This is a genomic window from Streptomyces sp. TBY4, from assembly GCF_024213195.1.
Lineage (GTDB): Bacteria > Actinomycetota > Actinomycetes > Streptomycetales > Streptomycetaceae > Streptomyces.
Map to the genome: position 1 here is coordinate 500,072 of NZ_JANAVF010000001.1, position 22,536 is coordinate 522,607.

Annotated in this window: 20 protein-coding genes and 1 riboswitch; of the genes, 4 read left to right on the top strand and 16 right to left on the bottom strand. The window is 72.6% G+C overall.

The annotated features are described in order from the left end of the window. Window position 1: 1 nt before the first annotated feature. Genes NLX94_RS02365 through NLX94_RS02375 form a run of 3 tightly spaced genes read right to left on the bottom strand, consistent with a single transcriptional unit; the run spans window position 2 to window position 2,855 of the window. Window positions 2-634, bottom strand: a complete 633-nt coding sequence (locus NLX94_RS02365) for an LUD domain-containing protein (protein WP_254380847.1) — start codon at window positions 632-634, stop codon at window positions 2-4. Then, window positions 631-2,103 (bottom strand): lactate utilization protein B, encoded by a 1,473-nt coding sequence (locus NLX94_RS02370; protein WP_254380848.1) that lies wholly within the window; start codon window positions 2,101-2,103, stop codon window positions 631-633. Before NLX94_RS02370 ends, NLX94_RS02365 begins: the two co-directional genes overlap by 4 nt. Further along, complete coding sequence (locus NLX94_RS02375) at window positions 2,100-2,855, bottom strand: (Fe-S)-binding protein (RefSeq protein WP_254380849.1); 756 nt, start codon at window positions 2,853-2,855, stop codon at window positions 2,100-2,102. Before NLX94_RS02375 ends, NLX94_RS02370 begins: the two co-directional genes overlap by 4 nt. 18 nt (window positions 2,856-2,873) lie before the next feature. Here NLX94_RS02375 and cobF point away from each other — a divergent pair, with 18 nt between their 5' ends. After that, window positions 2,874-3,626, top strand: coding sequence for a precorrin-6A synthase (deacetylating) (cobF, locus tag NLX94_RS02380; protein WP_254380850.1), 753 nt, complete (start codon window positions 2,874-2,876; stop codon window positions 3,624-3,626). Between the two features lie 19 nt (window positions 3,627-3,645). Here cobF and NLX94_RS02385 read toward each other — a convergent pair whose 3' ends face one another. From NLX94_RS02385 to NLX94_RS02400, 4 genes are all read right to left on the bottom strand, one after another. Then, window positions 3,646-4,860 (bottom strand): aminotransferase class V-fold PLP-dependent enzyme, encoded by a 1,215-nt coding sequence (locus NLX94_RS02385; RefSeq protein ID WP_254380851.1) that lies wholly within the window; start codon window positions 4,858-4,860, stop codon window positions 3,646-3,648. 120 nt (window positions 4,861-4,980) lie between these two features. Further along, window positions 4,981-5,616, bottom strand: coding sequence for an anaerobic ribonucleoside-triphosphate reductase activating protein (locus NLX94_RS02390; RefSeq protein WP_254380852.1), 636 nt, complete (start codon window positions 5,614-5,616; stop codon window positions 4,981-4,983). Next, window positions 5,613-7,391, bottom strand: a complete 1,779-nt coding sequence (locus NLX94_RS02395; RefSeq protein ID WP_254380853.1) for a ribonucleoside triphosphate reductase — start codon at window positions 7,389-7,391, stop codon at window positions 5,613-5,615. Before NLX94_RS02395 ends, NLX94_RS02390 begins: the two co-directional genes overlap by 4 nt. Before the next feature lie 40 nt (window positions 7,392-7,431). Then, a riboswitch (cobalamin riboswitch) is annotated at window positions 7,432-7,571 on the bottom strand. Between the two features lie 80 nt (window positions 7,572-7,651). Further along, entirely contained in the window at window positions 7,652-9,373 is a 1,722-nt protein-coding gene (locus tag NLX94_RS02400) for an endo-1,3-alpha-glucanase family glycosylhydrolase (RefSeq protein ID WP_254380854.1), read from the bottom strand. Window positions 9,374-9,745: 372 nt separating this feature from the next. On the opposite strand from NLX94_RS02400, the gene NLX94_RS02405 reads away from it, so the two are divergent. After that, window positions 9,746-10,129, top strand: coding sequence for a hypothetical protein (locus NLX94_RS02405; protein ID WP_254380855.1), 384 nt, complete (start codon window positions 9,746-9,748; stop codon window positions 10,127-10,129). An 88-nt stretch (window positions 10,130-10,217) separates the two neighbouring features. On the opposite strand, the gene NLX94_RS02410 is transcribed toward NLX94_RS02405, so the two are convergent. The 5 genes from NLX94_RS02410 to NLX94_RS02430 form a co-directional block, all read right to left on the bottom strand. Further along, window positions 10,218-12,437 carry an NADP-dependent isocitrate dehydrogenase gene (locus NLX94_RS02410; RefSeq protein ID WP_254380856.1) on the bottom strand — a complete coding sequence of 740 codons (2,220 nt, stop codon included), beginning with the start codon at window positions 12,435-12,437 and terminating at the stop codon, window positions 10,218-10,220. Window positions 12,438-12,691: 254 nt separating this feature from the next. Then, entirely contained in the window at window positions 12,692-13,045 is a 354-nt protein-coding gene (locus tag NLX94_RS02415; protein WP_254380857.1) for a DUF805 domain-containing protein, read from the bottom strand. A 262-nt stretch (window positions 13,046-13,307) separates the two neighbouring features. Further along, window positions 13,308-14,423, bottom strand: a complete 1,116-nt coding sequence (locus tag NLX94_RS02420) for a sensor histidine kinase KdpD (protein ID WP_254380858.1) — start codon at window positions 14,421-14,423, stop codon at window positions 13,308-13,310. Next, a complete protein-coding gene (locus NLX94_RS02425; protein ID WP_308402368.1) occupies window positions 14,420-15,145 on the bottom strand; it encodes a response regulator transcription factor in 726 nt (241 codons plus the stop codon). Before NLX94_RS02425 ends, NLX94_RS02420 begins: the two co-directional genes overlap by 4 nt. Before the next feature lie 129 nt (window positions 15,146-15,274). Next, window positions 15,275-16,390: a serine hydrolase domain-containing protein gene (locus NLX94_RS02430; protein ID WP_254380860.1), complete on the bottom strand. Its 1,116-nt coding sequence runs from the start codon at window positions 16,388-16,390 to the stop codon at window positions 15,275-15,277. Between the two features lie 113 nt (window positions 16,391-16,503). Between NLX94_RS02430 and NLX94_RS02435 the strand changes: the two genes are divergently transcribed. Continuing rightward, window positions 16,504-17,373 (top strand): AraC family transcriptional regulator, encoded by an 870-nt coding sequence (locus tag NLX94_RS02435; protein WP_254380861.1) that lies wholly within the window; start codon window positions 16,504-16,506, stop codon window positions 17,371-17,373. A gap of 130 nt (window positions 17,374-17,503) precedes the next feature. Here NLX94_RS02435 and NLX94_RS02440 read toward each other — a convergent pair whose 3' ends face one another. After that, entirely contained in the window at window positions 17,504-18,286 is a 783-nt protein-coding gene (locus NLX94_RS02440; RefSeq protein WP_254381207.1) for a chitosanase, read from the bottom strand. A gap of 339 nt (window positions 18,287-18,625) precedes the next feature. On the opposite strand from NLX94_RS02440, the gene NLX94_RS39250 reads away from it, so the two are divergent. After that, on the top strand, window positions 18,626-19,612 hold the full coding sequence (locus NLX94_RS39250; protein WP_308402357.1) for a class I SAM-dependent methyltransferase: 987 nt from the start codon (window positions 18,626-18,628) through the stop codon (window positions 19,610-19,612). A gap of 22 nt (window positions 19,613-19,634) precedes the next feature. On the opposite strand, the gene NLX94_RS02450 is transcribed toward NLX94_RS39250, so the two are convergent. The 3 genes from NLX94_RS02450 to NLX94_RS02460 all read right to left on the bottom strand — a co-directional run bounded on the left by NLX94_RS02450 (window position 19,635) and on the right by NLX94_RS02460 (window position 22,518). Beyond that, the gene (locus tag NLX94_RS02450) at window positions 19,635-20,264 is read right to left on the bottom strand and encodes a GNAT family N-acetyltransferase (protein ID WP_254380862.1); all 630 of its coding nucleotides are present in this window, start codon (window positions 20,262-20,264) and stop codon (window positions 19,635-19,637) included. A gap of 102 nt (window positions 20,265-20,366) precedes the next feature. After that, complete coding sequence (locus NLX94_RS02455; protein ID WP_254380863.1) at window positions 20,367-21,455, bottom strand: magnesium and cobalt transport protein CorA; 1,089 nt, start codon at window positions 21,453-21,455, stop codon at window positions 20,367-20,369. Between the two features lie 670 nt (window positions 21,456-22,125). Further along, window positions 22,126-22,518 (bottom strand): molybdopterin-binding protein, encoded by a 393-nt coding sequence (locus tag NLX94_RS02460; RefSeq protein ID WP_254380864.1) that lies wholly within the window; start codon window positions 22,516-22,518, stop codon window positions 22,126-22,128. Between the last annotated feature and the right edge of the window lie 18 nt (window positions 22,519-22,536).

The following is a 22,536-nucleotide window of genomic DNA, read 5'->3' on the forward strand; positions in this document are numbered from 1 at the left end:
CTCATTGTGCGCCGAGCAGGACCACTTCCAGGGTGCGGGGGCCGTGCACGCCCTCCACCCGGTCCAGCTCGATGTCACTGGTGGCGGAGGGCCCCGAGATCCAGGTCAGGGGCCGGGTGGGGTCCAGGAGCGGCAGCGCCCGCGGGACGGAGTCCACCACCTGGCCGGGGACCCGGACCACGCAGATGTGGTGGTCCGGGACGAGCGTGATGCGGCGCCGTCCCTGCTCCGGGCCGCCGTCGAGGACGATCGTGCCGGTCTCTGCGATGGCCAGGGCGCAGCCCGTCACCACGCTGTCCACCGTGTCCAGTTGGTACGGGGTGGAGTCCGCGCGGTCGGGGATCCGGGTCGCGTCGACCGCCGCGAGCCAGTGCGGCGGCAGCCCGGGCGGTACGAGCACCGAGGCGGCGCCCCGTGCGGCGAGCAGGCGGGCCAGCAGTGCGGCGATGCCGTCCTCGTCGACCCGGTGGACCTTGGCCCGGTACTCCGTGAGGTTCGCGGCGAGCAGGTCGGCGCTCCCGGCCGGGGTGCGGGCGCCGTGGACCGGGAGGTAGTCCCGGGGGACGGCGGTGTCCGGGCGCGGCTCGGGCAGGGCCCGGCGGATGCGGGCCAGGATGAGGTCCTTGGCGCTCACGGGCGTGCCTCCTTCTCCCGCGCCGCCCACCAGTCGCGGAACGACCGCTCCGGGAGCTCCGGCAGCTCCCTGCTGTCCGTCCAGGCCCGCCCCGGCCCCGGGAGCCGCCGCGGTCGCAGCCGCCGGGCTCGGGCCAGCAGCCGCTCCCCCGCGCGCAGGGCCCCCGGGCGGTCGAGGAGGAGCCGGGCGGCCCGCATCGCGGCCCGTTCGGCGGTGTGGCCGTCGGCGGGGCGGATGCGGACGCGGATGCCCCCGCGGGTCACCTGGCCGCCCTGGGCCACGCGTTCGCGCAGGTGGACCAGGACCTCCGGGATGTCGATGGCGACCGGGCAGACCTCGTAGCAGGCCCCGCACAGGGTGGAGGCGTAGGGCAGGGTGGCGTCGATCGCGCTCCCGGTGCCCCGGAGCTGGGGGCTGAGGATGGCGCCGATCGGGCCGGGGTAGACGGAGCCGTAGGCGTGGCCGCCGGCGCGCTCGTAGACCGGGCAGACGTTGAGGCAGGCCGAGCAGCGGATGCAGCGCAGGGCCTGGCGCCCCACCTCGTCGGCGAGGGTGTCGGTGCGGCCGTTGTCGAGGAGGACGAGGTGGAAGACCGAGGGACCGTCCCCCTCAGTGGTCCCGGTCCACATGGTCGTGTACGGGTTCATCCGCTCGGCGGTCGAGGAGCGGGGCAGGGTCTGGAGGAAGATCTCCAGGTCCCGGAAGGTGGGGACCACCTTCTCGATGCCGACCACCGAGATCAGGGTCTCGGGCAGGGTCAGGCACATCCGGCCGTTGCCCTCGGACTCGAGGACGACCATCGTGCCGGTCTCGGCGACCATGAAGTTGGCGCCGGAGACGGCGACTCGGGCGCGCAGGAACTTCTCGCGCAGGTGCAGCCGGGCGGCCTCGGCGAGTTCGCGCGGGTCGTCGCCCAGCCCCTCCGGGGCCGGGCGGCCCCAGCTGCCCATCTCCGCGGCGAAGACCTCGCGGATCTCGCCGCGGTTGCGGTGGATGGCGGGGACCAGGATGTGGGAGGGCCGGTCGTGGCCGAGCTGGACGATGAGCTCGGCGAGGTCGGTTTCGTACGCGGCGATCCCGGCCGCCTCCAGGGCCTCGTTCAGGCCGATCTCCTGGGTGGCCATGGATTTGACCTTGACGACTTCCTTCTCGCCCGTGCCCCGGACCAGGTCCGTCACGATGCGGTTGGCCTCGTCGGCGTCGGCCGCCCAGTGGACGGTGCCGCCCGCGGCGGTGACGGAGGCCTCCAGCTGGAGCAGGTACCGGTCGAGGTGCGCCAGCGTGTGGTCCTTGACCGCCTTTCCGGCGGCGCGCAGCCGGTCCCAGTCCTCCAGTTCGGCGACGGCCCGGGCCCGTTTGTCGCGGATCGTGTGGGTGGCGTGGCGGAGGTTGGCCCGCAGCACCTCGTCCCGTACCGCCTCGCGGGCCGCGTCGGGGAAGGCCGGCATGCCGAGATACGTGCCCGTCATACGAGTGGTTCCTCTTCCGTCGCGGCCAGGATCTCGGCGAGGTGCAGGGCCCGCAGCGGGGCGCCGCGGCGGCGCAGGATGCCGTCCAGGTGGGCGAGGCAGGAGTTGTCGGCCCCGCAGAGCACCTCGGCTCCCGTGGACACCGCGTGGTCGGTCTTGTCGGCGCCCATCGCGGCCGATACATCCGGGTTCTTGACGGCGAAGGTCCCGCCGAAGCCGCAGCACTCCTCGGCCCCGGGCAGTTCGCGCAGTTCCAGACCGCGGACGGCGGCCAGCAGCCTGTGGGGCCGGTCTCCGAGGCCGAGGCCCCGCAGGCCGTGGCAGGAGGGGTGGTAGGTGACGGTGTGCGGGAAGTACGCGCCGACGTCCGTCACCCCGAGGACATCGACGAGGAACTCGGTGAGCTCGTACACGCGCGGTACGAGGTCCTCGGCCAGCGCGGTCAGGGCCGGGCCCCGGCCCTCCGCCTCGGCCGCCCGCCCGATCCGCGGGTAGTGGGAGCGGACCATGGCCGCGCAGGAGCCGGACGGAGTGACCACGTACGCGTACCCGGCGAAGGCCTCGGCGGTACGCCGGACCAGTGGTTCGGTCTCGCGCCGGTAGCCGGTGTTGTACTGCGGCTGACCGCAGCAGCTCTGCGCGGCGGGGAAGTCCACGGTGACCCCGAGCCGCTCCAGGAGGCGGACCACGGCGATGCCCGTGCGCGGGTAGAGCGCGTCGTTGACGCAGGTGACGAACAGGGCGACGCGCATGATGGGCACAATAGCCCCGTGAAGAAGTTCTCAGTGATCGGCATAGGCGCGGGCGACCCGGACCACCTGACCCTCCAGGCGGTCAGGGCGATCGGCGCGGCGGACGCATTCCTCATCCTGGAGAAGGGCGAGGAGAAGGCGGACCTGACCGGGCTGCGGCGCGCGATGCTCGACGCGCACGCCCGCCCCGGACACCGGCTGGTGGAGGGCCGCGATCCCGACCGGGACCGGACGCCCTCCGACTACGCCCCGACGGTGGACGGCTGGCGCAGCGCGCGGGCCGAGCTCTTCGAGCGGTTCATCGCCGAGGACCTGGCGGAGGGCGAGACGGGCGCGTTCCTGGTGTGGGGCGATCCCTCGCTCTACGACTCCACGCTCGCGATCCTCGACGAGGTGCTGGAGAAGGGCCGGGTCGCCTTCGAGCACGAGGTGGTGCCGGGCATCAGCAGCATCTCCTCGCTCCTGGCCCGCCACCGCACCACCCTCAACCGGGTGGGCCGCCCGGTCCAGATCACCACCGGGCGCCGGCTCGCGGAGGGCTGGCCGGAGGATGTGGACGACGTGGTGGTGATGCTGGACGCCCGGCACGCCTTCACCGCCCACCTCGACCAGGACCTGTACATCTACTGGGGTGCCTACGTCGGCACCCCCGACGAGATCCTGGTCTCGGGGAAGCTGGCGGAGGTCGCCGGCCGGATCGAGGAGCTGCGCACCGAGGCCCGGGCCCGCAAGGGCTGGATCATGGACACGTACCTGCTCCGGCGCGACTGAGCCCGACGGCCCGGACGGCCTAGGGGAGGTAGGCGGGCAGGACCTCGGCGAGGCGTTCGTACTCCTCGGCCCGGTTGTAGATCTGCCCGCTCACCCGGATCCCGCCGCCGCCCGGCCAGGGCCAGATCAGCACCCGGATCCGCTGCTCGGCGGCGATCCGCTCGCGCAGGTCGCGGGCGGCGTCCGGGGTCTCGGCCACCCCGGGCGGCAGCCGCAGCGTGCGCAGGGCGAGGCCCTCGGTGTACGGGAGCGGGGTGATCCCGGGGATCTCGCCGAGCAGGGCCGCGCCGTAACCGGCCAGCGCGCTGTTGTGGGCCCGTACCTTGGCGGCGTCGAGCTCCTCCAGCAGGTCCAGCCCCTCCGGGGCGGCGAGCCAGCCGGTGTAGTCGTAGGTGGCGCGGTTCTCCACGGAGCGCGGGAAGCCGTGGTGGTCCTCCCAGGAGGGCACCGGCGGCCGGACCCGGGCGCGGTGGTCGGGGGCGACGGCCAGGATCGCGGTGCCGGAGGGGGCGTAGGCCCATTTGTGGAGGTTGCCGAACCAGAAGTCGGCGCCCCCGCCCACGGGGTCGGGGACCATGCCGGGCGCGTGGGCGCCGTCCACGATGGTGGTGATGCCCCGCTCGGCGAGTTCGGCGAGCAGCCGGGGCGAGGCGATGAGCCGGGCGGTGGGCGAGCTGATGTGGTCGAGCAGGGCGACCCGGGTCCGCGAGGTGACCCCGGCCAGCACGGCTTCCCGTACGGCGTCCTCGTCGGGGAGGTCGGTGGCCAGGGCCACGGTGGTGAGCGGGGCGCGCCGGGCGGCGGCCGCGACGACCGTGCCGTAGCCGTGGTCGGTGACCAGGATCTCGTCTCCGGGGGCGAACTCCACGGCGTCGAGGGCCAGGTTGGCGGCCTCGGTGGCGTTGGACACGAAGGCGAGCCCGTCCGGATCGGCGCCGATCCGGGCGGCGATCCGGGACCGGGCCCCGACGAGCCGGTCGGGGGCGCCGATGAAGAAGGCGTCGGGATCGGCGTGCGCCTCTGTGCGCAGGGCCGCCTGTGCCTCCTGCACACGGACCGGCACCGCTCCGAAGGAGCCGTGGTTGAGGTGGCTGACCGCCGGGTCGAGCCGGAACAGGCTCCGCCCGACGGGGAATTCGGCGGGTCGGGCCGGTTCGGCGGACGGGAAGGGTTCCGCGGACGGGAAGGGTTCTGCCGACCGGAGGGGTTCTGCGGACGGGACCGGATCGTTCATGGATGTGACCTCCGTGGGTGCGGCGCGGCTGTCGTCGGCTGCCGTCGGGCCGATCATGCCCGCAGACGGCGCGCGACGGCACCCCCACCCCCCTCCGCTCCGCCGCTCCGGCCCGCGGGCTCAGGCAGCCGGGGGACGTACCTGCTGGCGGTGCGTGGACCCGGCGCCCAGCTCCGCCAGCCAGTCGTCCAGGGCGGCCATGTCCGGCGGGTCCAGGAGGGCCGGGTCCACCGTGGTGCGGAGCTGGTGGGGAACCCCGGAGCCGAGCAGGAGCCGCAGGCTGCGTTCCGCCGAGGCGGCCGCGTGGCCGGTGCCGGTGACCCGTTCGTAGCGGCCGGGCGGGGCCTTGACGTCGAAGCCGACCCAGTCCAGCAGGCCCGCGTCCAGCAGCCGGGCCAGGCGCCGGGGGAAGGCTCCCCCGGTGTGGAGGCCGACCTCCAGGCCCAGGGCGCGGGCCTCCCGTACGGCCTGCGGCAGGCCGCGCTGGAGGAGCGGTTCCCCGCCCGAGAAGACGATCCCGTCGAGCAGTCCCGTCCGGCGGGCGAGGTGGCCGAGCACCTCGTCCCAGGAGACGGCGGCAGGGGCCCGGGCGGGCAGCAGGCCGGGGTTGTGGCAGTAGCCGCACCGCCAGGGGCAGCCCTGGCAGAAGACGGTGGTGACCAGCCGGCCGGGCCAGTCGCAGGTCGACAGCCGGGACCAGCCTCCGATGCGGATGACCTCGCCGGGGGCCGTCGCGCCCGGCCCTTCGCCGGTCACACCGCCGCCTTGAAGTGGACGCGCTCGGCGTGTTCGCCCTTCTTGCCGATGTTGAAGGAGGACACCGGGCGGTGGTAGCCCATGACCCGGGTCCAGACCTCGCACGCCGAGCCGCAGGCGGGGCACTCGGGCTGCTCCCCCGCCAGGTAGCCGTGGTCCGCACAGATGGAGAAGGTCGGGGTCACCGTCAGGTAGGGCAGCCGGAAGGTCTCCAGCGAGCGCCGGACCAGCTTGCGGCACGCCTCGGCCGTCGGGATCCGTTCGGGGGTGTACAGGTGCAGGACCGTGCCGCCGGTGTACTTGCCCTGCAGTTCGTCCTGGCGCTCCAGCGCCTCGAAGGGGTCGTCGGTCCATCCGACGGGCAGCTGCGAGGAGTTGGTGTAGTACGGGTTGGTCTCGGTGCCGGCCTGGAGGATGCCGGGGAAGCGGGCCCGGTCCTCCTTCGCGAAGCGGTAGGTGGTGCCCTCGGCGGGGGTGGCCTCCAGGTTGTAGAGGTGGCCGGTGCTCTCCTGGAAGTCGACCATCCGGGCCCGGACCCGGTCCAGGAGGCGGACCGCGAGGGCGTGCCCCCGGGGGTCGGTGATGTCGTACGCGTCCGCGCTGAAGTTGCGGACCATCTCGTTGACCCCGTTGACGCCGATGGTGGAGAAGTGGTTGCGCAGGGTGCCCAAGTACCGCTTGGTGTAGGGGAAGAGGCCGCCGTCGATCAGCTCCTGGACGGTGATCCGCTTCAGTTCGAGGCTGTCCCTGGCGAGTTCGCACAGCCGGTCCACCTCGGCGAGCAGCCGCTCCTCGTCCCCCGCATAGAGGTGCCCGAGCCGGGCGCAGTTGAGGGTGACCACGCCGAGGGAGCCGGTCTGCTCGGCGCTGCCGAAGAGGCCGTTGCCGCGCTTGAGGAGCTCGGTCAGGTCGAGCTGGAGCCGGCAGCACATGGAGCGGATCATGTTCGGTTCGAGCTCGGAGTTGATGAAGTTCTGGAAGTACGGCAGCCCGTACTTGGCGGTCATCGCGAAGAGCCGCTCGGCGTTCTCGCTCTCCCAGGGGAAGTCTTCGGTGATGTTGTAGGTCGGGATGGGGAAGGTGAACACCCGCCCGGTGGCATCGCCCTCCGTCATCACCTCGATGTACGCCCGGTTGATCATGTCCATCTCGGCCTGGAGCTCGCCGTACGTGAAACCGGTCTCCTCCCCCGCCACCACCGGGATCTGCTCGCGCAGGTCCTCGGGGCAGGTCCAGTCGAAGGTGAGGTTGGTGAAGGGGGTCTGGGTGCCCCAGCGCGAGGGCACGTTCAGATTGTGCACGAGCTCCTGGATGCACTGCCTGACCTGCTCGTACGTCAGCGCGTCGAGGCGGACGTACGGGGCCAGGTAGGTGTCAAAGGAGGAGAAGGCCTGGGCTCCGGCCCATTCGTTCTGCAGGGTGCCGAGGAAGTTCACGATCTGCCCGACGGCCGAGGACAGGTGCCGGGGCGGGGCGGAGTCGATCTGTCCGGGGACTCCGTTGAAGCCCTCGGTCAGCAGGGTGCGCAGGGACCAGCCGGCGCAGTACCCGGAGAGCATGTCCAGGTCGTGGATGTGGAAGTCGCCCTCGCGGTGGGCGCGGGCGACGGCGGCGGGGTAGACCTGTTCCAGCCAGTAGTTCGCGGTGACCTTTCCGGCGGCGTTGAGGATGAGGCCGCCGAGCGAGTAGCCCTGGTTGGCGTTGGCGTTCACCCGCCAGTCCCGGCGGTCAAGGTATTCGGAAACGGTCTCTACGGCGTCGACGACAGCAGTCACGGCGGCCCTCCCACGAGGCTCGGCACGGAAGAATGGCGGGCTCTTCACAGCCCGTGCCGGCAGGTGTCGGACTCGTCCGCCGTGGCGGACTCACCGTTGCGGGGCAGTCCCGGTTTCCCACCGGGTTCCCTGTTGCCTCGGTCGGGGAGACCCCGCCGAACCGGCAAGGCCAACACTACATATGGATATGGCGGCTCGACACCACCACTACATATGGGGTGACCAAGGTCCCGAACCAAGGGACTTCGGCCCCTCGGGAATCAGCTCCGGCCGCTGGTGGCGGCGTAGTACTGGAGGTCCTGGACCTCGACCGTACGGTCCACCGGGTGGCGCAGCTCCACCCCGGCCCCGGTCCTGCCGTCCCGCACCACGGCCGCCGATGCGGCGCCCGGCGCGAGGGGCAGCAGCTCGGAGTGGACCCCGGCCGGGGCCGAGTGCTCGCCCCCGGCCGCCCCCACGGCCGTACGGACGCGTGCGGGCGCGGTGAGGAAGCTGAGCACCTCCACCGTGTCCCGGGCCGCGGCGCTGCCGCCCCGCAGCGACATCACGAGGGACTGGCCACCGCTGGGGACGGCGGCGGCGAACTGGGTGCGCGAGCTCAGGTACAGCGTGTCGCGGACGATCTCGGGCCAGCTGCCCGTCTTGAACCGGGTGAGGTAGTAGGAGGAAAGGTCCAGGTAGGCATGGCCGTTGTGCAGGGAGGGCGCGAACTGGCCGCCCTCGCTGTAGTCGTTCCAGGTGGTGAGCTGGACCCAGTCGGCGCCGTCCTCAATGGCGCGGCTCCAAGTGGCGCGCAGGGTAGCGGTGTTGCCCGCCTCGTCGTAGATGCCCTGGTTGGGGCGGGCGTCCTGGACCGAGACGGGCTGCATCCAGATCTTGCCCGCGGCGTGGGCGCGCCGTACGTCGCGGGTGGAGCCCTCCTGGCCGACGTAGCTGCGGCTGCCCCACTCGGAGAATCCGTAGCTGATGGGCTCGAACCCGGCGCTGTGCGCGCCGAAGTCGAGGAAGAGCGGGACGAAGGCGGTGCGGATGCCGTGCCGGGTCTTCAGGACGTCCAGGACCTGAGTCCACCAGGCGACGCTCTTCTCCTCGGCCTTGAACGGCGAGACGACCAGCCGTCCGTCGGGGAGCCGGTGGGCGGCCGGGGACTTGCCGAGGTCCGCGAGGAGGTCGGCGAGGACGGCCGGGTCGTCGGTGCCCAGGGAGGTCATGTCCGGCATCAGCATGATCTTGAAGCCCGGGTCCACCGACCGGGCCGCCTCCATGAGGAGCTCGCAGCGTTCGCGGTTCTTTCCGGTCAGGGAGAGCAGGTCGAGGGTGAATCCGTCGAGGCCGGCGGCGCGGGCCGTGCGGACCTCCTGCTGGAGGTTGGCGAGCTCCCAGTTCCCGCTCCTGGGCGGGACCGGCGGGGGCCGGTCGCGCAGCAGGCCGCCGTAGCGCGCGTGCTTGCCGTTCTCGCCGTCCGGCTTCAGGTAGTGGCGGGTGTAGTAGTCGGCGTCGGCGCTCGCGTTGTCCAGGGAGAGCGGGTACGGGGTGAAGTAGTGGGCGAAGACCAGCTTCTTGCCGGCGGCTCCGGAGCGCAGGGCGGCCGGCTGCGGCAGGTCGAAGGGCAGGGCTCCGGTGGGGCGCACCGTGCCGTCCGTACCGGGCCCCGGGGTCTTCGGGGCCGGGGCAGGACCGTCCGGGCTCTGCGGGGCGGTGGCACCCGGGCCCGGGCCGGTGGCGGTGGCCACGGGCGCGGGGGTGTCGCCCGGGGCCCCGGGCAGGGTGGCGACCGGGTCCGCTCCCGGGCGGGCCTGCGCGCCGGAGACGGTGCGCGGGTCCCAGGCGATGCCCGTCGCGGCGCAGACGCCCACGAGGAGGAAGGCCGTCAGGAAGAGGCTCAGCAGGGGCCTTCGCCCCCGGAAACCCGCACGGCGCCGGTGCGACGCGGGTCTCGCGCCGCGCCCCGTCCGCCGCCTACGCGGCTGCTGCGCACTCATCCTGGCCCCTCCCCCGAACGTGCCCGTGCCGTGCCCGGACACCGGGGCGCACCGCAGCAGTACAGCGGATTCCGGGCTCCCGGACAACAGTTCACCGGTCGGAGCGGGCTTTCGGAATGGACAAAACCGCGTTGGGTGTACATCTGCTGTGATCACCGGGCGCCACGGGCGTTTCACCGGAATAGGGAATTCCCCTGGCCATCCGATAGAACTGGCGCATAATCATCTGTATGCGGCTTGAAACTACCCTCTTGCCGCAGCTGGTCACGCATGCAGGGGGGCATCGTGCCGATGAGGGATACAAGGGATTCACGAGGTGCCGGTAGTACGTTCCCGGCGACCTCCGCGGAGCTGTCCCGTCTTTTCACCGCCGTGCGGCGGGGCAAGGTACTGACCGTCACGGGACGTTTCCGCGAGCCCCGGAGCCGACTGGTCCGGGAAATCGGGCAACGGCTCTCGTCCAATTTCTACGACGGCGTGGCCGTCGTGTCCATGGAACAGCGCTTCGGAGTACGCGACCTGACCGCGGCGCTGGGCTGCGTACCGGGCATGCCGTTCCTGCCGTGCGGGACGTCGAACGCGGCGTCGTGGCTGGCGGAGCGCGACATGCTGCTCGTACTCGACGGCTGCGAGCACCTCGCGTCCGAGGCCCTGGACTGGCTGCGCGAACTGCTCGCCGTGGCGCCCGGGCTGCGGATCCTGGCGGCCGGGCCCGATCCGCTGGCCTTCGCGCCGGACCAGGTGCACCGGCTCTGACCGGACGCGGAAACGGGTCCGCCCCGGTCGGCGACTGCCGACCGGGGCGGACCCGTGAAAAGGGCGGAACTCAGCGAAAGGGCGGAACTCAGCCGAGGAGCGCGAGCGCCTCGTTCAGCGTCGCGGACGGCCGCATGATCGCCGAGGCCTTGGCGGCGTCGGGCTGGTAGTAGCCGCCGATCTCCGCCGGGGAGCCCTGCACGGCGATGAGCTCGCCGACGATCTTCTCCTCGGACTCGGCCAGCGACTTGGCCAGCGGGTCGAAGGCCGCGGCCAGCTTCGGGTCCGCGGTCTGGCGCGCCAGCTCCTGCGCCCAGTACAGGGCGAGGTAGAAGTGGCTGCCGCGGTTGTCGATGCCGCCCAGCTTGCGGCTCGGCGACTTGTCCTCGTTGAGGAAGGTGCCGGTCGCCCGGTCCAGGGTGTCGGCCAGCACCTGGGCGCGGGCGTTGCCGGTGGTGGTGGCGAGGTGCTCGAAGGAGACGGCCAGCGCGAGGAACTCACCGAGGGAGTCCCAGCGCAGGTAGTTCTCCTTGACGAGCTGCTGGACGTGCTTCGGGGCGGAGCCGCCGGCGCCGGTCTCGAAGAGGCCGCCGCCGTTCATCAGCGGGACGACCGACAGCATCTTGGCGCTGGTGCCCAGCTCCAGGATCGGGAACAGGTCGGTCAGGTAGTCGCGCAGCACGTTGCCGGTCACCGAGATGGTGTCCTCGCCGCGGCGGATCCGCTCCAGGGAGTAGGCGGTGGCCTCGACCGGGGAGAGGATCTTGAGGGTCAGACCCTCGGTGTCGTGGTCCGCGAGGTACGTCTTGACCTTGGCGATGAGCTGCGCGTCGTGCGCGCGGCCCTCGTCGAGCCAGAAGACGGCCGGGACGCCGGTGGCGCGGGCGCGGGTGACGGCGAGCTTGACCCAGTCCTGGATCGGCGCGTCCTTGGTCTGGCAGGCGCGGAAGATGTCGCCGGCGGCGACCTCCTGCTCGATGAGCGCGGCACCCGAGGCGTCGACGACGCGGACGGTGCCGGCGGCGGCCAGCTCGAAGGTCTTGTCGTGGCTGCCGTACTCCTCGGCCTTCTGGGCCATGAGGCCGACGTTCGGCACCGAGCCCATCGTGGACGGGTTGTACGCGCCGTGCGCGCGGCAGTCGTCGATGACGGCCTGGTAGACACCGGCGTAGCTGCTGTCCGGGAGGACGGCGAGCGTGTCGGCCTCGGCGCCGTCCGGGCCCCACATGTGGCCGGAGGTGCGGATCATGGCGGGCATGGAGGCGTCGACGATGACGTCGGACGGGACGTGCAGGTTGGTGATGCCCTTGTCGGAGTCCACCATCGCCAGGGCCGGGCCCTCGGCGATCTCGGCGTCGAAGGAGGCCTTGATCGCGTCGGCGTCGGGCAGCGCGCCCAGGCCGTTCAGGATGGTGCCGAGGCCGTCGTTCGGGGACAGGCCCGCGGCCGCCAGGGTCTCGCCGTAGCGGGCGAAGGTCTTCGGGAAGAAGGCGCGGACCACGTGGCCGAAGATGATCGGGTCGGAGACCTTCATCATCGTGGCCTTGAGGTGCACGGAGAACAGGACGTCCTCGGCCTTGGCGCGCTCGATCTGGTCGTTGAGGAAGGTGCGCAGCGCGTCGACGTGCAGGACGGACGCGTCCACGACCTCGCCCGCGAGGACCGGTACGGACTCGCGCAGCACCGTGACGGCGCCGTCGGCGTCCACGTGCTCGATGCGCAGCGTGCCGGCCTCGGAGATCACGACGGACTTCTCGGTGGAGCGGAAGTCGTTCTCGCCCATGGTGGCGACGTTCGTCTTCGACTCGGTGGTCCAGGCGCCCATGCGGTGCGGGTGCGCCTTGGCGTAGTTCTTGACCGAGGCGGGGGCGCGGCGGTCGGAGTTGCCCTCGCGCAGGACCGGGTTGACGGCGCTGCCCTTGATCTTGTCGTAGCGGGCGCGGTTCTCGCGCTCCTCGTCGGTCTTCGGGTCGTCCGGGTAGTCCGGAAGCGCGTAGCCCTGGCCCTGGAGCTCGGCGACCGCGGCCTTGAGCTGCGGGATCGACGCCGAGACGTTGGGCAGCTTGATGATGTTGGCCTCGGGCGTCTTCGCCAGCTCGCCGAGCTCGGCGAGGGCGTCCGCGATCCGCTGGCCCTCTTCCAGGTACTCGGGGAAGCTGGCGATGATGCGGCCTGCCAGGGAGATGTCACGGGTCTCGACATTCACACCGGCCGTCGACGCGTACGCCTGGATCACAGGCAGGAAGGAATACGTCGCGAGGGCCGGGGCCTCGTCAGTGTGCGTGTAGATGATGGTCGAGTCAGTCACCGGATGCTCCGCTCCACAGTCTGCGTCTCTCGTCTGCAACATTGCTCGACATCAAGATATCTCGTGATCGGGCCGGTCTGGACAGCCCCCCGGCGCAAGCCCGTACGAGACGCACGTCACGCTCGGCGGCCGGGGCGGCGCCGAACGGCCCCGCCGGCCCTGAAACGCCGAAAGCGCCGCCACCGGCTGCTTTCAGCCGGCGGCGACGCTCGGGTACTGCCGCTACTACGCCGTACTACCGGTTGCGGACCGGCTCAGGCGTGGACGGCCTTGGGGCTCGGGCCGTACTCGTTCGGGCCCGGGGTGCCCTCGGTGGCCATCAGGACGATCGCCCAGATCCAGCCGACGAGGGGGATGAAGCCGACCAGGATCCACCAGCCGGACTTGCCCTGGTCGTGCAGGCGGCGGACGCCGACCGCGAGCGAGGGGAGGAAGAGGCCGAGCCCCAGGAGCGTGTACAGCAGCGGGTACGTGCTGAGCGAGAAGTCGACGATCAGGACCACGATCAGCAGCGCTATGTAGATGAGCGTGTACATCCAGTATTCCTGACGCCGGGCGCGGCCGCTGAAGTCGGCGTACTTCTTGACGACGTCGGTGAAGTAGTGCATGGGTCCCCCCAGAGGACGACGTTCCGGCCCGCCCGGACGGAGCAGGCCGGGGCAGAACTTATGCCCCGCTTACGGCGCGGTCAAGCCACTTCGCAAGGGACCAGAACGGTCACTTTTCGCCGCCCGTCACCTAAACCCGCTGGTACCGGGCGGGGCCAAATCCAGCCTCGCCGGCGTTTGAGGCGCGGGGGTCCGGGGGCAGCGCCCCCGGCAACGGCGCCGCACCCGCCCACGACGCGGAGCACAGCGGCCCCGGCCGGGCTCAGGCCTGCACCGGCAGGGTCACCTCGAACCGGCACCCTCCGGGAACGTTCCGCACGGCCGCCCGCCCCGCGTGCGCCTCCACGATGCCCCGTACGATCGCCAGCCCCAGCCCCGCCCCCGCCGGAGGCGTCCGCGCCGGGCTGCCCCGCCAGCCCGTGTCGAAGACCCTCGGCAGGTCCTCCGCCGGGATGCCGCCGCAGCCGTCCGTCACGGAGACGACCACCGCGTCCCCGCCCGCTCGTACGGCGGCCGCGATCGCCACGGTGCCGTCCGCCGGGGTGTGCCGGATCGCGTTGACCAGCAGGTTGGCCAGGACCCGGGTCATCTCCTTGCCGTCCACCTCCACCGGCACCGGGTCCACAGCCCCGCCGTCGAGCCGCACCCCGCGCTCCCGCGCCAGCGGGTCCACCCCGGCCAGCGCGTCGCCGACCAGGTCGTACACGGACATCCGGCTCGGGCTCAGCGCCAGCGCACCCGCGTGGATGCGGGAGAGTTCGAAGAGGTCGCCGACCATGGAGTTCAGCCGGTCCACCTCGGTGCGGATCTGCCGGTGGTACCGCGCCGGATCCTCCGCCATGCCGTCCTCCAGCGCCTCGGACATCGCCCGCAGCCCCGCCAGCGGGGTCCGCAGATCGTGCGAGATCCAGGCCACCAGCTCCCGCCGCGAGGTCTCCAGCGCCCGCTCCCGCTCCCGGGACACCGCCAGCCTCTCGCTCGTGGCCGCCAACTCCCGCGACAGCGCCGCCAGTTCCGCGGTGGCCCGCCCCGGCGGCGCCGCGAAGCTGCCGCCGTCGCCGAAGTCCCGTGCGGCCTGCGACAGTTCCCGACTGCGGGCCACCACCCACCGCCCCAGCAGCAGCGCCACGGCCAGGGAGACCACCGCTGCCATCGCCACGACCAGGGTGACCACCCCGAGGTCGTGCGGGGAGAGGAACATCGCCCGGGCCACGGCGAGCGTCCCGGCCAGCATCGCGGTGACCGCCACGGCGGCGATCACCGCGAGGGACACCGCCACCGACCGGTGGCGCACCAGCCTCAGCACGAGCGCGCCGAGCGCCCCCGCGCACACGGCCCCGCCGAGCGCGAACAGCGCGATGAGCAGGATGTCCTTCATTCCGCGGCCACCTCGCCCGGCCCGTCCGGCCCGTCCGCCTCGAAGCGGTAGCCGACTCCCCAGACCGTCCGGATCAGCTTCGGCCGCCCCGGGTCCTCCTCCACCTTGGCGCGCAGGCGGCGTACGTGCACGGTCACCGTCGACAGGTCACCGAAGTCCCAGCCCCACACCTCGCGCATCAGCTCCTCCCGCCCGTGCGCCCGGCCCGGATACCGCAGGAAGTGCGCGAGCAGGTCGAACTCCCTGACCGTGAGCGCCAGTTCGCGCCCGTCCTTCGCGGCCCGGTGGGTGGCCGGATCGAGCGTGATCCCGGCGCCCGCGAGCCGGGCCCCCACCTCGCCGGCCGCCGCACCGGCCGCGGCCCCGGCGGCCGTCGCGCGCCGCAGCACGGAGCCGACCCGCAGGACCAGTTCGCGCGGGCTGAACGGTTTCGTGACGTAGTCGTCGGCGCCTAGTTCCAGTCCCGCGATCCGGTCGTCCTCGTCGCCCCGCGCGGTCAGCATGATCACGGGTACCGGGCCGGCCGCACGGAGCCTGCGGCACACCTCCAGCCCGTCCAGCCCCGGCAGCATGAGGTCCAGTACGACCAGGTCCGGCCGGATCAGGGCGGCCCGGGCGAGCGCCGCCGGGCCGTCGGCGACGCTCTCCACCGCGTAGCCGGCGCGCCTCAGGTAACCGGTGACGACCTCCGCCACCGTCGGGTCGTCATCGACGACCAGGATCCGCGCGGCCGCCGGTCCGGTGCCGCCACCCCTGCCACCGCTGCTGCTGCCCAAGCCCTCGACGCTCATGCCGCCCAGCCTCCCACCTCCGCGGGGCCGCGCCAGAACCGGTCAGTGCGGTCAGCGCCGTCAGCCCAGTCCGCTGTACGCGGCCATGACGATCTCCGTGCCGCGATCGTCCTCCTGCCCGTCCCGGTCGATCATCTGGTTCATGACGTAGGCCACCGTCATCCGCGCGTCGGGATCGCTCACGACCAGGGAGCCGCCCCAGCCGCCCCAGCCGAAGGCGTTGCCGAACTTCCCGAAGCCCGCCGTCCAGGACATCGGGGTCCCCAGAACGCGGTCGGGACCGCTGAACACCTCCTGCCACGCGGGCTCGCATCCCCGGGCGGACAGCAGTCGCACACCGCCGGCCGTTCCCCGGTTCGCCAGGACCGACTGGACCAGGGCGACGGAGCGGGCGTTGCCGAAGCCGTTCACCGCGGGGAGCAGCGCACGGCGCCAGGCCGGGGAGTTGACGTCCTTGACGCGGACGGTGACGTCTGCGCTCTCCCGCCGTGCGCCGTCCGGTCCGGGCGGAGCACTGGCGGCGTACTCGTCGGTCATGGACGGCGGCGGGACGAGGGGGGCGACGCGGTGGTCGTCCCCCTCGGGGAGCCCGATGTGGAAGTCGGCGCCCAGCGGCCCGGCCACCTCCTCCGCGAAGAACTCGGCGATGCCCCGGCCGGTGACGCGGCGGACGATCTCGCCGACGAGGAACCCGAAGGTGAGCGCGTGATAGCCGGCGGCCGTTCCCGGTTCCCATGCGGGCGCCCGGGCGGCCAGCTCCGCCGTCACGCCCTCCCAGTCGTAGAGCTCCTCGACGGCGCGCGGCCCGGGCAGGTCCGGCAGCCCCGCCGTGTGCGAGAGCACGTGCCGGACCAGCACGCCCGCCTTGCCCGCCGCGGCGAACTCGGGCCAGTAGGCGGCGACCGGCGCGTCCAGATCGAGCAGGCCCCGGTCGGCCAGGATCAGCGCGCACAGGGCCGTCATGTTCTTGGTCGTCGAGTTCACGCAGGCGAGGGTGGACCGCTCCCAGCGGACGGACCGCTCCGCGTCGGCGAACCCGCCCCAGAGGTCCACCACCGGCTCCCCGTCTACGCGGACGGCCACCGAGGCGCCCACGTCCTCCTTGTCGAGCAACCGCGCGAGCGCCTCGTGGACCGCGCCGAACCGCGGCTCGCAATATCCCTTAATGTCGTTCATGGGCCCCAGCCTCGGGCCATCCCACGGCTTGGCGCCCGACAGTTCCCGCACGGGATGTGTCGGGCGGACCGGTACAGAAGGCGGAACGACGGAACGGCGGAAGGGCTGACGGCGTGCTGGAGCGGCTGAACCAGGCGTTGGAGCACCTGGAGTCCTGCCTCGACCAGGAGATCGACATGGCCGAGGTGGCGCGGATCGCGGCGGTGTCGGAGTACCACTTCCGACGGCTGTTCTCCGCGCTCGCCGGGATGCCGCTCCCGGTCTACGTACGGCGCCGCCGCATGACGCTCGCCGGGGCCGATGTGCTGGCCGGGGAGCTGACCCTGCTCGATGTCGCGGTGCGGTACGGGTACGGCTCGGGCGAGGCGTTCGCCCGGGCGTTCCGGTCGGTGCACGGGGTCGGGCCCGGCGAGGCCCGGCGCACGGGCGCGGTGCTCACGGCGCAGCCCCGTATGTCCTTCCGTGTCGTCGTCGAGGGAAGCACGGCCATGCGGTACCGGATCGTGGAGAAGGGGCCGTTCCGGTTCCTCGGCAGGAAGGCCCGGGTCCCGCTCGTGCACGAGGGGGCCAACGAGGCCGCCACGGCGCATGTGGAGAGCCTGGACGAGCCGACCGTCCTGCGGATGAAGGAGCTGGCCGGGCCGGAGCCGGAGGGGGTGCTGTCGGCGGTGGTGCACCTGACCGACAGCCGGGAGGAGGGCGCCGAAGTGGACTACTGGGTCGGCGTGGTGACCGGTCCCGGGACGCCCCCCGGCGCACTCGACGCCCTGGACGTCCCGGCCGGGACCTGGGCGGTCTTCGACAACCACGGGCCCTACCCGAGCGCCCTCCAGGAACTGTGGCGGGACGTGTTCACCCAGTGGTTCCCCTCGAACCCGTACACGAGCCGGCCCGGTCCGGAGCTGCTGCGGACCCGCCCGGTGGCGATCGGTGCGGAGACCGGCTCCCAGCTGTGGATCCCGGTCGAGCGGGGCGGCGGCTGACGGAGCCGGCGGGGCGGCGGCACGGGGAGGAAGGGGAGTTCGCCCCGGGCCGCCGCCTCACGCTCCTCGGAGGAGCGGCCGGCCGACACGGTCGGCCGATGTGGCCGGTCGATCCGGTCAGCCGATCCGGTCAGCCGATGTGGAACGGGTCCCCGTAGACCTTCCAGTCCAGGGGGGTGTTGAGGTTGAGGTTGCCCTTCTTGAGCCACACCCGCTGGGCCGTGTCGACGCGGCTGGTGTCGCTGTGCGCCTCCTCCTGCTTCATCGCCCAGACCCGGGCGTCGAGGAAGGCGTTCAGCCAGGTGGTCTCGTTGCCGCCCTGGGCCGGGGGCTTGGCCTTGGAGAGGGCGCGCTTGCGGATGTTGCGGAAGCTGGTGGAGTCGGTGCCGTCCCCGTGCATGACGATGGCGTCGTAGTAGATGAACTGGCCGAGCACGCCGACCCCGTCGGACTTGCCCTGCTGCACGGACGGGTTGAAGTAGACCCGGTCGCGCTCGTGGTCCTGGGCCTTCTTGAAGGCCGAGTCGGAGGCCGCCTTCACCCAGTCCTTGGTGAAGTTGGGGTCGAGGCCGGCGTGCGAGTCGCTGCCGTCGACCTTCCGCAGGGCGGGGAGGTACTTGGCCAGGACGTTGCCCGGCTTGATCTGCGTGTAGTACTCGACGAGTTCGAGCATGTCGTGGGTGCCGGAACAGAAGCCGATGATGCCGGCCGTGTAGCCGCGGCCGTCGTCTATGTCCTCGATGTACTTGTACTGCGCCTTCCAGTTCAGCGAGGAGTTCTCGGCGCTGGAGACGATCTGCATCGCGATCTCCTTCTTCGCCGGGTCGTCGAGTCCGACGGCGGCGGCCGGCACCTGCGCGGCGGCCGGTGCCGCGGTGGGGGCGGTGGCGGTCGCGTGGGCGGTGACGGGCATGGCGAGAAGGCTGGCGCCGAGCAGCGTACTGACGGCCAGTCGCTTGCGGTGGGGGGTGAACACGGTGCCTCCATGAGGGAGTTGATGCTCGGGCGACTTCGTTAGGAAACTTTACTACCAGAAGTCTCGCCACCTCAAGCCCCCCGCACGGCCCGCTCCGGCCGAACCGATTCGACAGATCCACCCCTGGCATATGAGAGGCTGCTCGGGGCATGCTTACGCAGATGCGGCTGATTTCGGCCACTGGAATCTCATCTGCACGATCAAGAACGAACGCGGGACGCGGCACTGCGCGCGGGACGCGGGAACACGCGCGGAACGCGGGAAAGGGAGGGGCCGATGGCCGTCCTCGTCATCGGAGACGCACCGATCGCCGCCATCCGGGAAGCCGGGCTGCGGATCCACCCGTGCCGGCCCGGCGCCGACCCGCTGCCGGCCGGCCTCACGGGGATCGACGCGCTGATCCTCTCCCCCGGCGCCACGCCCGCCGCCGCCCTCCCCCTCCTCGGACCGGCGCTGGCCGCCGAAGTGCCCGTCCTCGCCCTGGGCGAGGGCGCCCGGCTGCTCACGGAGGCGGCGGGCACCGGCGGCACCGGAGGCGGCGCCACCGACCCGCTGCTCGGCAGCGGCCGCGCGCCGCACGGGTTCCGGGTGGGCGCCAGCGCCTGGGGGCTGCCCGTCCCCGGCGAGGCCGACCGCGCGCTGCTGCGCCGCTTCGCCGAGCTGGTCGCCGGGCGGGCCGAAACCACCGCCACCCGGGCCTTCTTCACGCCCCGGGCCGCCGCCTGGGAGGAGCGGTTCGCCTACCAGACCCCGGCGTACGAAGCTGCGGTCGCGCGGATGCGGCTGCGCCCCGGGCAGTGCGCGCTCGACCTGGGCTGCGGCAGCGGCCGGGCCCTGCCCGCACTGCGCGGCCTGGTCGGAGCCGCCGGCACGGTGATCGGCGTCGACGTCACGCACGCCATGCTCGCGGCGGCGGCCCGTGCGGGCCACGGCGGCCCCGCGCGGCTGCTGCTGGCCGACTGCGGGCGGCTCCCGCTGCCGGCCGGCGCCGTCCACGGCATCTTCGCCGCCGGGCTCCTGGACCACCTGCCGCATCCGGACGCGGCCCTGCGCGAGTGGGCCCGCGTCACCGCCCCCGGCGGCGAACTGCTGCTCTTCCACCCCTCCGGCCGGGCGGAGCGCGCGGCTCGCCACGGGCGGGCCGTCAGCCCCGACGACCCCCTGGCCGAACCGAACCTCCGCCCTGCCCTCGAAGCGGCGGGCTGGCACGTGGCCACGTACGAGGACGCCCCCGCCCACTTCCTGACCCGCGCCACCCGCTGACCCCGCCGAAGCGGGGCTCCGCTCAGCCTTCGGAGCGATCGGCGGCGCGGGCTTCCAGGCGGGCCCGCAGGCCCTGCTTCACGTCCGGCCACTCCGGGCGCGTGATGCTGTACACCGCCGTATCGCGGATCCAGCCGTCGCGCATGATCATGTGGTGGCGCAGCACGCCCTCGTACTGCGCGCCGATCCGGGTGATCGCCGCCCGCGACTTCGCGTTCCGCACGTCCGTGAGGAGCTCGACGCGGTTCATCCCCATCGCTTCGAAGGCGTGCGTCAGCATCAGCAGTTTCGCCTCGGCGTTCGCACCGCTCCGCTGCCAGGACGCGGCGAGGAAGGTCCAGCCGATCTCCAGGCGCCGGTTCACGGTGTTGATGACCATCAGCCGGGTGGACCCGATGACCCGCCCCGTCGCCGCGTCCACCGTCGCGTACGGGATCTGCGTGCCCGCCGCCCGCGCCGCGACCGCGTCCTCGATGAAGCCGCGGACATCGTCCGGATGCGGGACGATCGTCACCGCGAGCTCCCACAGGCTGCCGTCGCGGACCGCCTCGCACAGGCCGTCGTGGTGGCGGAGATCCAGGGGCTCCAGCCGTACCCGCTCCCCGGCCAGCTCCTCCGTCGCCACCGCGCCGCCCACCGCCGTCTGCTGCATGCCCGACCTTCCCGTTCCTCGTGGTTGCGCGCCCGCACGAGACTTTACCGGGCGTAACGGGTCACCCCCACAGGGGTTTTGGGTCGACGCGGGCGAACGCCGTCAGAGCCAGCCGTTGCGCCGGAAGCCCCGGTGGATGACGACGCAGGCGACGGCCATCACGCCGAGCACGAAGGGGTACCCGTAGGTCCACTTCAGTTCGGGCATGTGCTCGAAGTTCATGCCGTAGACCCCGCAGACCATCGTCGGGACGGCGATGATGGCCGCCCACGCGGTGATCTTGCGCATGTCCTCGTTCTGGGCGACGGTCACCTGCGCGAGATGGGCCTGCAGTATCGAGTCGAGGAGGGCGTCGTAGGCGCTGATCTGGTCGGTCGCGCGGGTCAGGTGGTCGGCGACGTCCCGGAAGTAGGTGCGCATCTCCGGCGGGATGACCGGCACCGGCAGGGTGCTCAGCTGCTGGAGCGGGCGGGCCAGCGGGGCCACCGCCCGGCGCAGTTCCAGCAGTTCGCGCTTGAGCTGGTAGATCCGGCCGGCGTCCCCGCGGCCGCCGTGCTCGCTGAAGACCATGGTCTCGACGGCGTCTATGTCGTTCTGCACGGCGTCCGTGACGGCCACGTACTCGTCGACCACGTGGTCGGCCAGCGCGTGCAGGACGGCGACCGGCCCCTTCGCCAGCTGCTCGGGGAGCGCCTCCAGCTCCTCGCGGACCGGCCCGAGGGTGCCCCGGCCGCCGTGCCGGACGGTGATGACGAAGTCGCTGCCGGCGAAGGCCATGAGCTCGCCGGTCTCCACCACCTCGCTGGTCGCGGTCAGCTCCTCGTGCTCCACGTAGCGCACCGTCTTGAACACGGCGAAGAGCGTCTCGTCGTAGCGCTCGATCTTGGGCCGCTGGTGGGCCTGGACCGCGTCCCCGACGGCGAGCGGGTGCAGGCCGAGCAGCTCGGCGAGCCCGGCGAACTCCTCCTGCGAGGGTTCGTGCAGGCCGATCCAGACGAAGCCCTCGCCCGTCTTGCGGACCCGGCGCAGCGCCTCGCCCACGTCGGCGTGGCCGTGACCGTCCTGGCGCACGCCGTCGCGGTACACGATGCAGTTGACGACGGCGCTGCCGAGCGGGGAGCGGGCCGGGTGACTGAGGTCGACGGCGCGCCGATAGCTACGGCGCACGGCCCGGCGCAGGTTGCTGAACATGGACAACGGACGTACTCCCCTTCGGCGGATCACGGGCCAGTGTGCCACCGGCCCGCACCCCACATGAGCACCCCGCCCCCGGACCGAGCCACGGACCAACCGCAGACCGACCGCCGGCCCCGCCCTCAGGCCCGGCCTGCGGCCCGACCTCGGACCCCGGCCTCGGGTCTGCCCTCGGGCCCGGCTTCGGGCCCGCACTCGGGTCTGCCCTCAGGCCCGGCGTCAGGCCCACACTCAGGTCTGCCCTCAGGCCCGGATTCAGACCCGCACGGGGCCCTGGATTCGGGCCCAGCCTCAGACCAGCCCTTGGACCCCGGACTCGGGCCCGGCGTCAGGCCCGGACTCGGGTCGCCCCTCAGGCCCGGACACAGGCCGACCCTCGGCCCCGCCCTCGGACACGGCCTCAGGCCCGGACTCAGACCCAGCCTCAGACCGACCCTCGGGCCCCGCCTTCGGACGCGGCCTCAGGCCCGGACTCGGGCCCAGCCTCAGACCCGGACTCAGACCAGCCCTCGGACCCCGGAATCGGGCCCGAACTCGGCCCCGGACTCGGGCCCGGAATCGGGTCTGCCCTCGGACCCCGGACTCGGGCCCGGCGTCAGGCCCGGACTCGGGTCGCCCCTCAGGCCCGGACGCAGGCCGATCCTCGGCCCCGCCCTCGGACGCGGCCTCAGGCCCGGTCGATGAAGACGCTCGTCGACTTCACCCGCGCCGTCGCCCTCGCGCCCACCTCGATGCCGAGTTCCTCCACGGCCTCCCGGGTCAGCAGCGACACGACGCGGTGCGGTCCGGCCTGGATCTCCACCTGCGCGTCGACCGTGCCCAGCTTCACGCCCGTCACGATGCCGGCGAAGGAGTTCCGCGCCGAGGTGTACGGGGCCCCCTCGCCGTCGCCGCCCTCCTGCGCGACCTCCACGCAGAACGCGGCGAGGTCCGGCCCGTCGACCATCCGCCGGGTACCGTCCCGATGCGTCGGGAACCTCTCGGCGTCGGCCCACCGCCGGGCCGTGTCTACGCTGACGCCGAGCAGCCGCGCCGCCTGGCCGATCGTGTACGACTCCATGCCCGCAGCCTAAGCCCT

Excerpts from the sequence above, each read along its gene's own strand:
- NLX94_RS02370 (WP_254380848.1), bottom strand. The coding sequence starts at position 2,103 with ATGACGGGCACGTATCTCGGCATGCCGGCCTTCCCCGACGCGGCCCGC.
- NLX94_RS02375 (WP_254380849.1), bottom strand. The coding sequence starts at position 2,855 with ATGCGCGTCGCCCTGTTCGTCACCTGCGTCAACGACGCGCTCTACCCG.
- NLX94_RS02385 (WP_254380851.1), bottom strand. The coding sequence starts at position 4,860 with ATGAACGATCCGGTCCCGTCCGCAGAACCCCTCCGGTCGGCAGAACCC.
- NLX94_RS02400 (WP_254380854.1), bottom strand. The coding sequence starts at position 9,373 with ATGAGTGCGCAGCAGCCGCGTAGGCGGCGGACGGGGCGCGGCGCGAGA.
- NLX94_RS02415 (WP_254380857.1), bottom strand. The coding sequence starts at position 13,045 with ATGCACTACTTCACCGACGTCGTCAAGAAGTACGCCGACTTCAGCGGC.
- NLX94_RS02420 (WP_254380858.1), bottom strand. The coding sequence starts at position 14,423 with ATGAAGGACATCCTGCTCATCGCGCTGTTCGCGCTCGGCGGGGCCGTG.
- NLX94_RS02430 (WP_254380860.1), bottom strand. The coding sequence starts at position 16,390 with ATGAACGACATTAAGGGATATTGCGAGCCGCGGTTCGGCGCGGTCCAC.
- NLX94_RS02440 (WP_254381207.1), bottom strand. The coding sequence starts at position 18,286 with ATGCCCGTCACCGCCCACGCGACCGCCACCGCCCCCACCGCGGCACCG.
- NLX94_RS39250 (WP_308402357.1), top strand. The coding sequence starts at position 18,626 with ATGGCCGTCCTCGTCATCGGAGACGCACCGATCGCCGCCATCCGGGAA.
- NLX94_RS02450 (WP_254380862.1), bottom strand. The coding sequence starts at position 20,264 with ATGCAGCAGACGGCGGTGGGCGGCGCGGTGGCGACGGAGGAGCTGGCC.
- NLX94_RS02455 (WP_254380863.1), bottom strand. The coding sequence starts at position 21,455 with ATGTTCAGCAACCTGCGCCGGGCCGTGCGCCGTAGCTATCGGCGCGCC.
- NLX94_RS02460 (WP_254380864.1), bottom strand. The coding sequence starts at position 22,518 with ATGGAGTCGTACACGATCGGCCAGGCGGCGCGGCTGCTCGGCGTCAGC.